Here is a 13,277-nt window from a genome sequence, read left to right on the forward strand (position 1 = left end):
AAAGATCATGCGCAAAATAAACAACCAAAGCGGCGCCAAAGCCGCATCAGGAGAGGGAACCGCATGAAGCTTGCCACATTGAAGGACGGGACGCGTGACGGAAAACTCGTCGTCGTCTCGCGCGACCTGACGCAGTACACCGACGCCTCGTTCCTGGCGCGTACGCTGCAAGCGGCACTCGACGATTGGCGCAGGATCTCACCGCATCTCTCGACCATCGCGGAATCGCTGGAGAACAATGCGATGCCCTCGGCGCGCTTTCACGAGCATGATGCGCATTCGCCGCTGCCGCGCGCCTATCAATGGGCCGATGGCTCCGCCTATGTGAACCATGTCGAACTGGTGCGGAAGGCGCGCGGCGTCGAGATGCCGGCAAGCTTCTGGACCGATCCCCTGATCTACCAGGGCGGCTCGGACTCTTTCATCGCGCCGCGCGATCCGATCCGCATGGCCGACGAAGCCTTCGGCATCGACATGGAGGCGGAGGTCGCCGTCATCATCGACGACGTGCCGATGGGCGCCAGCCTCGACGAAGCGCGCGCCGCGATCCGGCTGGTCGTGCTGGTCAACGACGTGACGCTGCGCGCGCTGACCGGGCCGGAGCTGGCCAAGGGCTTCGGCTTTTTCCAGTCAAAGCCGTCCTCGGCTTTTTCACCCGTTGCGGTGACGCCGGATGAGCTGGGCGACGCCTGGGACGGCGGCAAGGTCAGCCTGCCGCTGCTCGCTGATCTCAACGGCAAACCGTTCGGCCGCGCCAATGCCGGTGTCGACATGACCTTCGATTTTCCGACGCTGATCACCCATGCCGCCAGGACACGGCCGCTGGTGGCCGGCACCATCATCGGCTCCGGCACCGTCTCCAACAAGCTCGACGGCGGAGCAGGCAAGCCTGTCTCGGCGGGCGGTGCCGGCTATTCCTGCATCGCCGAACTGCGCATGATCGAGACCATTGCGTCGGGCGAACCCAAGACGCCATTCCTGCGCTTCGGCGACACGGTACGCATCGAGATGAAGGACAGAGCCGGCCATTCGATCTTCGGCGCGATCGAGCAGAAGGTAGAGAAATACGAGCGATGAGGGCCTACGGGAGATTTCAGCCATGAATCTTCTTGACCATCTGCGCTGCATGGCCGGCAACAATCTCTGGTCGAACGACCGGCTCTACCGAGCCGTGCTCGCGCTCGAGCCCGGCGAATTCGAAGCCGAGCGCACCAGCTTCTTTCCCTCGATCAAGGCGACGCTCAACCATATCCTTGCGGTCGATCTTCTCTATCTCGATTTTCTCGAGGAGGGCGGCATCGGCGCCGCTGCCCATGATGATTACGTGCCCTTCGACGAGCCCAGGGCGCTGTTTGCCGCCCAGCTTGTGGCCGACCGGCGGCTGATCGCTTTCTGCGATGCCCTTTCGGAGGCCGATCTCGACCGCCGCGTCATCACTGACCGACGCGAGGACGGCATGATCCCCGAGCGCATCGGCGACATCCTCGCTCATGTCTTCCTGCACGACATCCATCATCGCGGCCAGGTGCACGCGATGCTGTCCGGCACCTCGGTTGCGCCGCCGCAGCTCGACGAATTCCTGCTCGATTATGATTTGAAGCTGAGGAAAACGGAGGTTGAGCGACTGGGCCTGGATGATCAGACCAACGCGACGTCGTAGCTTGAAAATTGCCGGTCCGCGGTGACCAAGGTCAGGCCTTCAATTTGAGCCTGTGCAACGAGCAGACGATCGAAGGGATCGCGGTGATGAAGCGGCAGATGCTCAAGTCTCGCCGCGTGCAGTTCGTTTATGCCGAGGATCGGAATCCCGTTTGATCGCAGAATGTCCACGACGTCGCCTGTGAGCGTGACTTTGCCGATCGATTTCTTGATCGCGATCTCCGCTACCGAGACGGCGCTGATGATCACTTCCCTGCCTGCGAGAAAGATGTCGCGATGATGGTCCGAAAGACGTGAATCCGCGTTGAGCACCCAAAGCAGAATATGGGTATCGACCAGATATTTGCCGCTCATTTAATGTACTCGTCCCATTCGGGACCGAGTTCGTCAAAATCATCCGATATCCAGACTTTGCCTTTCAAGGCTCCAAGCAAGCGCTGGCTGCCGCCGGGCCGGGCGGGAGCGCTCAAGGTAGCGACAATTTCCCCATGCCGGGTCAGATGGATTTCTTCGCCAGCCTGGGCACGCTTCACCAACTCGGAGAGCTGGGCCTTCGCTTTCGCCATCGGAACGTTCATCGTCAGACTCCTATGACCATAATTTAGGTCATAATCGATTGAGCCGCAAGAACTCCGGTGTCGCCTCGCTCTACTCCGCCGCCTGAACCTTGATCACGCCGCGCTTGATCTGGTCCTGCTCGATCGATTCGAACAGCGCGCGGAAATTGCCTTCGCCAAAGCCTTCGTCGCCCTTCCTCTGGATGAACTCGAAGAAGATCGGGCCGATCACGGTCTTCGAGAAGATCTGCAAGAGAATCTTGGTCATGCCGCCGTCGACCACGCCTTCGCCGTCGATCAGGATGCCGTGCTTCTTCATCCGCTCGATCGGCTCGTCATGGCCGTTCACTCGGTCGTACGACATATTGTAGTAAGTCTCGGGCGGGCCGGGCATGAATTTCAGCCCGTTGTCGGCGAGCTTGTCGGTGGCGGCGTAGATCTCGTCGGTGCCGACGGCGATGTGCTGGATGCCTTCGCCATTGTACTTCTTCAGGTACTCGGCGATCTGGCTGGTCTCGTCCTTGGATTCGTTGAGCGGAATGCGGATCTTGCCGCAGGGCGAGGTGATGGCGCGGCTGACCAGACCGGTGATCTTGCCGTCGATGTCGAAGAAGTGGATCTGCTTGAAGCCGAACAGATTGCGGTAGAAATCCCACCATTTGTCCATCTGGCCGCGATAGACATTGTGGGTCAGGTGGTCGAGGTAATAGAAGCCGACGCCTTGCGGCCGTGGATCGCGCGCGCCGAGCCACTCGAACTCGACGTCATAGGCTGAACCCTTCTTGCCATAGGTGTCGATGAAATAGAGCAGCGAACCGCCAATACCGACGATGGCCGGAACGTCGAGCGCCTTGTCGTCGCCTTCGTAGGGCGTGGCACCTTTGGCAACGGCGTGATCGAAAGCGTGCTTGGCATCCACCACCCGCCACGCCATCGAGGCCGCGCAGGGACCATGCTTGTCGACGAACTTCATGGCGTGCGAACCCGGCTCGGCATTGACGACATAGTTGATGTCGCCCTGGCGCCAGACGGTGACGTCCTTGGTGCGGTGCCTGGCCACCGCCACATAGCCCATGCGAGTGAACAGCTCGGCCAGCTTCTGCGGCTCCGGATGCGCGAATTCGACGAACTCGAAACCATCGGTACCGGCGGGGTTGTCCCTGCTGATCGTGGCGGGCGGGGCGTCGTGCGGAAAGGGACCCATGGCATTCCTCCGAAAGCTGGCTTGGCCTGAAAAGGCCATCTGACGCCATCATAGCGCGGAGCCGGTGCATGGTGCTTGCATTCAAACGCTTGAAATGATCATCTCGTGCGTGAAGCGTGCATGTTGCGGGAGAAAAGCATGGATGAGGCGCGCATTGATCAATTCGACCGCAAGATAATGGCGCTCTTGCAGGGCGACGCCCGGCTGACCAACAACGACCTTTCAGAGCGAGTCAACCTGTCGGCGTCGCAATGCTCGCGCCGTCGCCAGCGGCTGGAGGAAGACGGCTATATCAAGGGCTATCGGGCCGTGCTCGACCGCGACAAGCTCGGCTTCTCGCTGGTCAACGTCATTTCGGTGACCTTGGCCACCCACAACCGCGACAATGCACGGCGTTTCGGCGAATTGGTGGCGCGGCTGCCGGAGGTGCAGGAGGCGCACGCGCTGACCGGCGAGATGGATTACATCCTGAAAGTGGTGACGCCGGATCTCAAATCACTATCGGAGTTCGTCAACGGCGTGCTCCTGCCGCACGAATCCGTGCAGCACGTGAAGACGGCGATCGTTCTCGAGACGCTGAAGGAAACTGGCGCACTGCCGATTTAGTCTGAGCGAATTTCACTTGATACGTCGGAGGGACAGCACCCCCCTCTGGCCTGCCGGCCATCTCCCCCACAAGGGGGGAGATCGGATGTCACTTTCGCTTTCGCAAATTGCCAACGCTGCAGAATGGTGCTGAGCCCAATGCTGCCAATCTCCCCCCTTGCGGGGGAGATGTCCGGCAGGACAGAGGGGGGTGTGAAGGATCACCATCGCTGGAATTTGGCGTTCCTTCATCTGCGATGATGAGACCGTTCAGCCCTTCGACTGCTGGATCAGCCCATAAAGATTGGTGCAGCGCGCACCGGAACGGCAATAGGCGAACACCGGGCCTTCCAATTCGTCCAGCGCCTCGGCCTGATCCTCGACATTCTCGGCGGTGATCTGGCCGCTGATGACGGGAATGTAGCGGAAGGCGAGGCCGGCGGCTTCCACCGCCGCCTTTACCGTGTCGGCCGAAGGCTGGCCGGGCTGCTCGTCATCGGGGCGGTTGCAGATCACGCTCTTGAAGCCGGCTTCCTTGATGGCGGCGGCGTCTTCGGGCTGGATCTGGCCCGAAACCGAATAGTCTTCACTGATCTCGCGGTATTCCATGGCAGCATCCTCGCAATCTGGTCTGGAGGCAGTCTTGCCACCGCCCTGCATGCGCGGCAATCCGCATCGAGAGAATTCTCTGCCAAATAGACATTGTGCGCGGAAAAATCCAACCGGGCCAATGCGACCCGGTTGGATAGCGCTGGCTCGCCTCAGCTGCCGAGGATCGCGCCTTTGATCTGGCGGATGTTGTTGTGCATCATGTCGATATAGGTCGAGGCCGGGCCATCGGGCTGCGACAGCGCGTCCGAATAGAGCGTGCCGCCCACCTTGATGCCGGTTTCATCGGCGATCTGCTCGATCAGGCGCGGATTGGTGATGTTCTCGACGAAGATCGCGGCTGCCTTGTCCTGCTTCACCTGGGTGACCAGCTTGGCGACGTCGGCTGCTGACGGTTCGGAATCGGTCGAGATGCCCTGCGGGGCGAGGAAGGTCAGGCCGTATGCGTGCTCGAAATAGCCGAACGCATCGTGCGAGGTGATGACGACGCGCTTCGCCTCCGGGATCGACTGGATCGCTGTCTTGACTTCGCCTTCCAACGCATCGAGCTTCTTGGTGTAGGTCGCGGCATTGGTCTGGTAGGAGACGCAACCATCGCTGTCGGCCGCGCAGAAGGCCTCGGCGATATTCTTCACATAGATCCTGGCGTTGGCGATCGACTGGAAGGCGTGCGGATCGGTGACCGTCTTGCCGCCGCCGGTGCCGGCGCCTTCGGCGGCGTCCGCGTCGGCGAATTCAGGCTTGAAGTCGATCGGCGTCACCCCCTTGGTCAAGGTGATGATCGAGGCCTTGGTGGCGCTGGCATCGACCAGCCGCTGCAGGAAACCTTCGAAATGCAAGCCGTTGACCAGCACGATATCGGCCTTGGCCATGGCCACAGCATCGGCCGGGCTCGGCTCGTAGACATGGGCGTCCCCATCCGGCCCGACGATGGTGGTGACGTCGATGCGGTCGCCGCCGACATTTTTGGCGAAATCGGCGATGACCGTGAAGCTGGCGACCACTTTCAGCGGTGCCGCGAGGGCCGATGAGGCGCCAAAGGCGGTTAATGTTATAACGCTCATCGCCAGGGCGGCACGGAGTGATTTCAGCATGGTCAAGTCTCCTTTGGGGGGCGGGGATCAGGCCGTTCTGTGACGGTGGTGGATAATGCGGGCGCGCAGGATGCCGCGCGTGCCGAACAGGATCGAGGCGAAATAGACGACGCCGGACGACAGGATGATGGCCGGGCCGGATGGCAGCGAGGCGTGATAGGACAACAGCAGCCCTGCGATGCAGGAGGCAAAGCCGATCAGAACCGCCAGCACGCACATCGGCTCGACGCGCACGGTCCAGAAGCGGGCGGCAGCGGCGGGCAGCATCATCAGCCCGACCGACAGAAGCGTGCCGAGCGCCTGGAAGCCGCCCACCAGATTGAGCACGACGAGGCCGAGGAAGATGAAGTGCACTGGACTGCCCATGCGGCTGACCGAGCGCAGGAACAGCGGATCGAGGCATTCGGCGACCAAAGCCCGCCAGAAAATGGCGAGGCTGACCAGCGTTACCGCGACAATGCCGCCGATCAGTGTCAGCGCCTCGTTGTTGAGCGCCAGCACGGTGCCGAACAGCACATGCATGAGATCGACGCTGGAGCCGCGGATCGACACCATCAGCACGCCGATGGCGAGCGAAATCAAATAGAAGGCCGCCATCGAGGCGTCCTCGCGCTGGATGGTGAAGCGCGAGACCGCACCGGCGCCGAGCGCGACGATGACGCCGGCAATCAGGCCGCCAATCGTCATCGGCAGGATTTCCAGCCCATAAAACAGGAAGCCCGCGGCCGCACCCGGCAGGATGGCATGCGCCATGGCATCGCCGGACAGGCTCATGCGCCGCAGCATCAGGAAAACGCCGACCGGGCAGGCGCCGAGCGATAGCATCAGCGAGCCGACCAGCGCCCGCTGCATGAAGGCGAAATCGGCGAAGGGCGCGATCAAGAGACCATAGAGCATGTCCATCAGGCAGCCCTCGGTCCGGCGCCGTGGTGATGATCATGATCGTGATCGTGGCTATGATGGTCGTGATCGGGCCCATGGGCGTGCTCGTCCGGCTCGCACCAGGGAGCGTTTTCCTCCCAGGCTTCGTGGAAACGGCGTGCGCGCAGAAGATTTTCCGGCTTCAACGTTTCCCTGGTTTCGCCCCAGGCGATGGGCTGGCGGGCCAAAAGCAGCGTTTCGGGGAAATTCTGGCGCACCAGGTCGAGGTCATGGACGACGACCATGATGGTGCGTTCCTCGCCATGCCAACGCTTGATCAGCGCGATCAGGTCGCCAACCGTCTTGGCATCGACGGCGTTGAACGGCTCGTCGAGGAGGATCAGATCGGCGTCCTGCAGCAGCACGCGGGCAAACAGCGTGCGCTGCAACTGTCCGCCCGAAAGCGTGTCGATCGGCCGCTTCTCGAAACCGCCGAGGCCGACCGCCATCAGCGCCCGGCTGACGGAGTCGCGATCTTCCTTGGTGTAGCGGCCGAGCATGCCGCGCTTCGGCCACAGGCCGAGCGAGACCAGATCGACGACGCGCGCCGGGAAGGAGCGATCAAGCTCCGACTGCTGCGGCAGGTAGGCGGCGCGCACGCCGGGCGCCCGGATCACGCTGCCGGCCATCGGCTTCAGAACCCCGACAATGCCCTTCATCAGCGTCGACTTGCCCGAACCATTGGCGCCGACCACGGCCGTCAGCGAGCCCTTGCGGATCGTGCCGTCGAGATGATGGATCGCGGGATGGCTGTTGTAGCCCAGTGTCAGGTCACGGAATGTCAGGCAGGTCTGGGTCATATCGTTCCGTGGGCAGGCCAAATCCGGCTGCATGCAGAGACCGGTTGGATATGTGATGTTATTACATTAGTCAACAAGCCAATCGGGCGGAATTGCGGCCGGCGGCACAACTTGCCGTGAATCCCGTCCCTGGCTGGTCCAAGGGGATTTGGGTCCGGCGGCCTTGCCCGAAGCAAGTCGCGACTCTAAAGAGGCGCGACCGACAAAAGGAAGGAAAACATCCCATGAGCATTCGTCGCATCGATGTAGGCCCGCGCATGACCCAGATCGTCATCCATGGCAACACCGTCTACCTGGCCGGCCAGGTCGGCGAGCCGGGCGGCAACGTTGCCTCGCAGACCCGGGATATCCTGGCGACCATCGACGAGTTGCTGGCCAAGGCCGGCACCGACAAGACCAAGATCCTGCAGGCGATCATCTGGCTGGACGACATGGGCACCTTCGCCGAGATGAATGCGGAATGGGACAAGTGGGTGCCGAAGGGCCACACGCCTGCCCGCGCCACCGGCGAAGCCAAGCTCGCCAGCCCGGAATATCTGGTCGAGATCATCATCACGGCGGCGATTTGAGGCATTGAAACTGCCGATCTCCCCCCTCGTGGGGGAGATGCCTGGCAAGGCAGAGGGGGGCGCTGTCCCGCCGGCCTTCCCGGTTTTTGAGTAAGCTCATGCCAGGCAACATCGAGGGTCGCGCTCTACGGCGCCTCCTCTGTCCTGCCGGACATCTCCCCCACGAGGGGGGAGATCACTCATCCCTGCGGCCTGAACCTTGCCACCAGCGTGTGGCTCTCGGCCGCGTAGGTGAAGCGGACATGGGTGACCGGGTGTTCGGCGCTCCACGTCCGTCGTTCGACCACCAGGCAGGGTGCGCCGGCGGCGATGTCGAGCGCCGCCGCGATCTGCCTGTCGGCGGCAACCGCGCGGATGCGGTGCTCGGCCTCGCTCCACGGCACGCGGCCGATCAGCCACGGGCCAGGCGCGACATCGAGAAATTCCTCGTCGGCCGCCCCAGGCACGGCGGCGAGGTTGATCAGCCGCTGTTCATGCGCGAACGGCCGCATGCCGGCGAAATGCCGGCATTCCAGCGACAGCACCGATCCGGCCGCGTCGAGCTCCAGCAGGCCGCGATCCTCTGCGCTGCTGCGCCTTTTGTGCCGCGCCACGCGCTCGTAGCGATAGGGCAGGCCGAGCGCTTCGACTTCGATCCTGATGTCGTGGATTTCCAGCACCGCCGCCTGCGACTGCGGCTGGCGGACGAAACTGCCGGAGCGCCGCCGCCGTTCGATCAGCCCGGCCTTGGCCAGCTGCGACAGTGCCTTGTTCACCGTCATGCGTGAACAGCCATATTGGTCGGTCAGTTCATGCTCGAACGGGATGCGATGGCCGGGCGCCCACGTGCCGGACAGGATCTTCTCGCTGATGTCGGACAGGATGCGCTGGTGGAGTGAGCCGCCGCCGATGTCCGCATCCGCTATTGCGACCGCGTTCATGCTGAAAGTGCTGTCATGACGCTACGAAACCGCGCGGCGATGGCCTCGCGCTTGGCATGCTTGCCGCCACTGACTTGCTTCTGCCCATGCACCCAGACGCAATCGACCTTGCTGCCATTGGCGAAGATCCAGGCATCGAGGATCGCGTCGCCCGTCTTGCCGGCCAGCGAGGGGTTGTCGGCATCGAGCGAGACGAGATCGGCGGCGGCGCCAGTGGCGATCTCGGAGGCGCCGGCGCCAAGCGCGACGCTGCCGCCGTCGAGTGCCGCGTCGAACAGCGCGCGTCCGGTAGAACCGCCTGCCACCGCCAGCACGTTGCGGGCGCGGTGGGCGAGGCGCTGCGAATATTCGAGCTGGCGCAATTCGTCGGGCAGGCCGATCAGCACGTTGGAATCGGAGCCGATGCCGAAGCGGCCACCATGTTCCCGGAACAACGGCGCGGCAAAGGTGCCGTCGCCGAGATTGGCCTCGGTGATCGGGCACAGGCCGGCAACGGCGCCGCTCCTGGCCATGCCGATGGTTTCCGCCTCGGTCATGTGGGTGGCGTGGATCAGGCACCAGCGCTGGTCGACCTCAGCGTTGGCGAGCAAGAATTCGACCGGCCGCGCGCCCGACCAGGCAACACAGTCCTCGACTTCCTTCACCTGCTCGGCGACATGAATGTGGATTGGTCCGTCGGGCACCATTGCCGCGATGGCCGTGAGTTCTTCGGGCGTCGCGGCGCGCAGGCTGTGCGGTGCGACGCCGACGACAGCTTGATTCAACGCGCGAACCGATTCGCGGCTCTTCTCAACAAGCCGGGAGAACTGATTCACATCGTTGATGAATCGCCGCTGGCCCTCGTTTAGAGCTGCGCCGCCAAAAGACGAATGCGCGTAAAACACCGGCAGCAGCGTCAGGCCGATGCCGGTTTCGCCGGCCGCGGCCGCGATCCGCTCGGCCATCTCGGCAAGATTGGCGTAGGGTTTTCCGTCACGGTCATGATGCAGATAGTGGAATTCGCCGACGCGTGAAAAGCCGGCCTCCAGCATTTCGACATAGAGCTGCGCCGCAACTGCCTCGACCTGGTCGGGCGTCATCGACAGCGCGAAGCGGTACATCACCTCGCGCCAGCTCCAGAAACTGTCGGCGGAAGGGCCGCGAAGCTCGGCAAGCCCCGCCATGCCGCGCTGGAAGGCGTGGCTGTGCAAATTGGGCATGCCGGGCAGCACAATGGAATGGCGCTCGTCGCCGGTCGATGCAACGGCTCCGGGCTCGACGGCCGTAATACGTCCATCGGCGAAAATGATCCGCACATTGTTGTGCCAGCCATCGGGGAGGAGAGCCTGTTCCGCAAGGATCGCTGTCACTTTTTTCTCTCCGTTTCCCTGTCCAGCATGCGATGATAGCACTTGCAGTGCGTTTCAATATGTATATACATAATCGCCGCCGATTGAAACGGAAAAGATGATGGCCTTAGAGAGCAAAAGCCGGGCAGGGGATCTTCGTCTGTGGCGCAATGCGCGCCTGGCGACCATGGCCGAAAGTTCCGCCGGACTTGGCGTCGTCGAACATGGCGCGGTCGCCGCGCGCGATGGCCGCATTGTCTATGCCGGCCCGGAATCGGAGATGCCGGCGGCATTTTTGCAGTGCGCCGAGACTGTCGATTGCGAAGGCCGCTGGATCACGCCGGGCCTGATCGACTGCCACACGCATCTTGTTTATGCCGGCAACCGCGCCAACGAATTCGAGATGCGGCTGGCCGGCGCGACCTATGAGGAAGTCGCCCGGGCTGGCGGCGGTATTGTGTCCTCGGTCAAGTCGCTGCGCGCCGCCAGCGAAGATGAGCTCGTTGCCCAGACGCTGCCGCGCCTCGATGCACTGATGGCCGAGGGTGTCACGTCGGTCGAAGTCAAATCGGGCTATGGCCTCGATCTCGACAATGAAAAGAAGTCGCTGCGCGCCGCCCGCCGGCTGGGCGGAAAACGGGCGGTGACGATCCGTGCGACTTGTCTGGCTGCGCATGCCCTGCCGCCCGAAGCAAAGGGGGACAAGGACGCTTTTATCGATCTGGTCGCCAGGCAGATTGTTCCGGCGGTTGCCGCCGAAGGACTGGCGGATGCGGTCGACGGTTTTTGCGAAGGCATAGCGTTCTCGCCAGAGCAGATGGCGCGCGTTTTCGATGCCGCCAAGGCCTTGGGGCTGCCGGTCAAGCTTCACGCCGATCAACTGTCCAACCTGCACGGCGCCGAACTTGCCGCGCGCTATGGCGCGTTGTCGGCGGATCATCTCGAATACACGGATGAGGACGGCGCTGCCGCGATGGCGAAAGCCGGCACGGTGGCGACCATCCTGCCCGGCGCCTATTACTTCATCCGCGAAACGAAGAAGCCGCCTGTCGACTTGTTCCGCCGCCATGGCGTGAAGATGGCGGTGGCGACGGACAGCAATCCCGGCACCTCGCCGCTCACCTCGCTGTTGCTCACCATGAATATGGCGGCGACGCTCTTTGGCTTGACCGTCGACGAGTGCCTTGCCGGCGTCACCCGCGAGGCCGCGCGAGCGCTTGGTCTTCTCGGCAAGGCCGGCACGCTGGAAGCCGGAAAATCCGCCGACCTGGCGATCTGGGACATCGAGCGCCCCGCCGAACTCGTCTACCGCATGGGCTTCAACCCGCTCCATGCCCGCATCTGGAGAGGACAATGACCGAACTGACCCTGAAGCCCGGCAGTGCGACGCTAGCCGACTGGCGCGCCATCTATCGTGGCGCCGTGCCAAAACTCGACGACGCCTGCCGTCCAAAGATCAAGGCGAGCGCCGAGGCCGTCGCCAGGATCGTTGCCAAGGGTGAACCCGTCTATGGCATCAACACCGGCTTCGGCAAACTGGCCAGCGTCCGCATCCCGGCCAGCGATCTCGAGAGCTTGCAGCGCAACATCGTGCTGTCGCACGCCGCCGGCGTCGGCGAGCCGATGCCGGTTGCCGTGGCCCGGCTGATGATGGCGCTGAAACTTGCCAGCCTGGCGCAGGGCGCCTCCGGCGTCCGCTCCGAGACGATCGAGTTACTCGAGGCAATGCTCGCCAACGATGTCATCCCGGTGGTGCCGGCGCAAGGTTCCGTCGGCGCCTCCGGCGATCTCGCGCCGCTGTCGCACATGACGGCGGTGATGATCGGCGTCGGCGAATGCTTCACCCCGCATGGCCGCTTTCCGGCCAAGGTCGCCTTCGTCTCGCACGGACTGGAGCCGGTGACATTGGGCGCCAAGGAAGGCCTGGCGCTGCTCAACGGCACGCAATTTTCCACGGCCTATGCGCTCGCCGCCCTGTTCGAGGCCGAAGTGCTCTACCAGTCGGCGCTGGTTGCCGGTGCACTCTCGACCGATGCGGCCAAGGGCTCCGACGCGCCCTTCGATCCGCGCATCCATGTGCTGCGAAAGCATCCCGGCCAGATCGAGACGGCGGACGCGCTGCGCAATTTGATGGCCGGCAGCGCTATCAGGGAATCGCACCGTGTCGGCGACGAGCGGGTGCAGGATCCCTATTGCCTGCGCTGCCAGCCGCAGGTCATGGGCGCCGCACTCACCGTGCTGCGCCAGGCGGCCGACACGCTCGGCACCGAGGCCAATGGCGTCACCGACAATCCGCTGATCTTCGCCGAGGACGACACCGCGCTTTCCGGCGGCAATTTCCACGCCGAGCCGGTGGCCTTCGCCGCCGACATGATCGCGCTTGCGGTTTGCGAGATCGGCTCGCTGTCGGAACGCCGCATTGCCATGCTGGTCGACCCCGCGCTGTCCGGCATGCCGGCCTTCTTGACGCCGAAGCCCGGCCTGAACTCCGGCTTCATGATCCCGCAGGTGACGGCGGCGGCACTCGTTTCGGAAAACAAGCAGAAGGCCTATCCGGCGAGCGTCGATTCCATTCCGACCTCGGCCAACCAGGAAGACCACGTCTCGATGGCCGCGCATGGCGCCCGCCGCCTGATCGGCATGGTCGAGAATGCCACCGCGGTGATCGGCATCGAGTTGCTGGCCGCGGCGCAAGGTTGCGATTTCCATGCTCCGCTGGCCTCGAGCGATGCGCTGGAAGCCGTGCGCAAGCTGGTCCGGGACGAGGTGCCGCATCTCGACAACGACCGCCACTTCCACCCCGACATGGAAAAGGCGATCGCCATGGTCCGCAGCGGCGCGACCGTCAGGGCGGCGGGTGCTGTGGCGCTGCCGGGAATTGCATCGTGAGACGGCACGCTCTGATAGGCCGAGTTCTGTCGCGCCCCCCTCTGTCCTGCCCGTCCTCCGCAGCAGCTGCGCTGCAGCTGCGGAGGGTGGACCGGACATCTCCCCCTGAAGGGGGGAGATCAGCAGCTTCTTTGGCGCCGCC

15 protein-coding genes are annotated in these 13,277 nt (G+C 63.4%); 6 read left to right on the forward strand and 9 right to left on the reverse strand.

What is annotated here, in order from left to right; translation table 11 throughout:
• The first annotated feature begins 63 nt into the window (after positions 1-63).
• Positions 64-1,077, forward strand: a complete 1,014-nt coding sequence (locus LB568_RS22350; protein WP_013896081.1) for a fumarylacetoacetate hydrolase family protein — start codon at positions 64-66, stop codon at positions 1,075-1,077.
• 22 nt (positions 1,078-1,099) lie between these two features.
• Positions 1,100-1,660: a DinB family protein gene (locus tag LB568_RS22355; RefSeq protein WP_013896080.1), complete on the forward strand. Its 561-nt coding sequence runs from the start codon at positions 1,100-1,102 to the stop codon at positions 1,658-1,660.
• On the opposite strand, the gene LB568_RS22360 is transcribed toward LB568_RS22355, so the two are convergent.
• The 3 genes from LB568_RS22360 to hppD all read right to left on the reverse strand — a co-directional run bounded on the left by LB568_RS22360 (position 1,639) and on the right by hppD (position 3,420).
• Positions 1,639-2,013 (reverse strand): type II toxin-antitoxin system VapC family toxin, encoded by a 375-nt coding sequence (locus LB568_RS22360; protein WP_013896079.1) that lies wholly within the window; start codon positions 2,011-2,013, stop codon positions 1,639-1,641. The genes LB568_RS22355 and LB568_RS22360 overlap by 22 nt on opposite strands.
• Entirely contained in the window at positions 2,010-2,237 is a 228-nt protein-coding gene (locus tag LB568_RS22365) for a type II toxin-antitoxin system Phd/YefM family antitoxin (protein WP_013896078.1), read from the reverse strand. The genes LB568_RS22360 and LB568_RS22365 overlap by 4 nt, the downstream gene beginning before the upstream one ends.
• A gap of 70 nt (positions 2,238-2,307) precedes the next feature.
• The gene (hppD, locus tag LB568_RS22370) at positions 2,308-3,420 is read right to left on the reverse strand and encodes a 4-hydroxyphenylpyruvate dioxygenase (RefSeq protein ID WP_013896077.1); all 1,113 of its coding nucleotides are present in this window, start codon (positions 3,418-3,420) and stop codon (positions 2,308-2,310) included.
• A gap of 138 nt (positions 3,421-3,558) precedes the next feature.
• Here hppD and LB568_RS22375 point away from each other — a divergent pair, with 138 nt between their 5' ends.
• Positions 3,559-4,026 carry an Lrp/AsnC family transcriptional regulator gene (locus LB568_RS22375; protein ID WP_013896076.1) on the forward strand — a complete coding sequence of 156 codons (468 nt, stop codon included), beginning with the start codon at positions 3,559-3,561 and terminating at the stop codon, positions 4,024-4,026.
• Positions 4,027-4,275: 249 nt separating this feature from the next.
• Here LB568_RS22375 and LB568_RS22380 read toward each other — a convergent pair whose 3' ends face one another.
• The 4 genes from LB568_RS22380 to aztA form a co-directional block, all read right to left on the reverse strand.
• Positions 4,276-4,614, reverse strand: coding sequence for a TIGR01244 family sulfur transferase (locus LB568_RS22380; RefSeq protein WP_013896075.1), 339 nt, complete (start codon positions 4,612-4,614; stop codon positions 4,276-4,278).
• Between the two features lie 152 nt (positions 4,615-4,766).
• Entirely contained in the window at positions 4,767-5,708 is a 942-nt protein-coding gene (gene aztC, locus LB568_RS22385) for a zinc ABC transporter substrate-binding protein AztC (protein ID WP_013896074.1), read from the reverse strand.
• A gap of 27 nt (positions 5,709-5,735) precedes the next feature.
• Positions 5,736-6,611, reverse strand: a complete 876-nt coding sequence (aztB, locus tag LB568_RS22390; RefSeq protein WP_013896073.1) for a zinc ABC transporter permease AztB — start codon at positions 6,609-6,611, stop codon at positions 5,736-5,738.
• Positions 6,611-7,429 (reverse strand): zinc ABC transporter ATP-binding protein AztA, encoded by an 819-nt coding sequence (gene aztA / locus LB568_RS22395; protein WP_013896072.1) that lies wholly within the window; start codon positions 7,427-7,429, stop codon positions 6,611-6,613. Before aztA ends, aztB begins: the two co-directional genes overlap by 1 nt.
• A gap of 224 nt (positions 7,430-7,653) precedes the next feature.
• On the opposite strand from aztA, the gene LB568_RS22400 reads away from it, so the two are divergent.
• A complete protein-coding gene (locus tag LB568_RS22400) occupies positions 7,654-7,998 on the forward strand; it encodes a RidA family protein (RefSeq protein ID WP_013896071.1) in 345 nt (114 codons plus the stop codon).
• A gap of 179 nt (positions 7,999-8,177) precedes the next feature.
• Here the strand turns inward: LB568_RS22400 and hutC are convergent, their stop codons facing one another.
• Both hutC and LB568_RS22410 read right to left on the reverse strand, forming a co-directional pair.
• Positions 8,178-8,918 (reverse strand): histidine utilization repressor, encoded by a 741-nt coding sequence (hutC, locus tag LB568_RS22405; RefSeq protein WP_013896070.1) that lies wholly within the window; start codon positions 8,916-8,918, stop codon positions 8,178-8,180.
• Positions 8,915-10,267: a formimidoylglutamate deiminase gene (locus LB568_RS22410; protein ID WP_224731233.1), complete on the reverse strand. Its 1,353-nt coding sequence runs from the start codon at positions 10,265-10,267 to the stop codon at positions 8,915-8,917. Before LB568_RS22410 ends, hutC begins: the two co-directional genes overlap by 4 nt.
• Before the next feature lie 100 nt (positions 10,268-10,367).
• Here LB568_RS22410 and hutI point away from each other — a divergent pair, with 100 nt between their 5' ends.
• Together hutI and hutH are read left to right on the forward strand one after the other, a co-directional pair.
• Positions 10,368-11,603 (forward strand): imidazolonepropionase, encoded by a 1,236-nt coding sequence (gene hutI, locus LB568_RS22415; RefSeq protein ID WP_224731234.1) that lies wholly within the window; start codon positions 10,368-10,370, stop codon positions 11,601-11,603.
• Positions 11,600-13,135, forward strand: a complete 1,536-nt coding sequence (gene hutH, locus LB568_RS22420) for a histidine ammonia-lyase (protein ID WP_224731235.1) — start codon at positions 11,600-11,602, stop codon at positions 13,133-13,135. The genes hutI and hutH overlap by 4 nt, the downstream gene beginning before the upstream one ends.
• The last annotated feature ends 142 nt before the right edge of the window (positions 13,136-13,277 follow it).

The sequence above is a fragment of the Mesorhizobium sp. B263B2A genome (assembly GCF_020165775.1).
GTDB lineage: Bacteria > Pseudomonadota > Alphaproteobacteria > Rhizobiales > Rhizobiaceae > Mesorhizobium > Mesorhizobium opportunistum.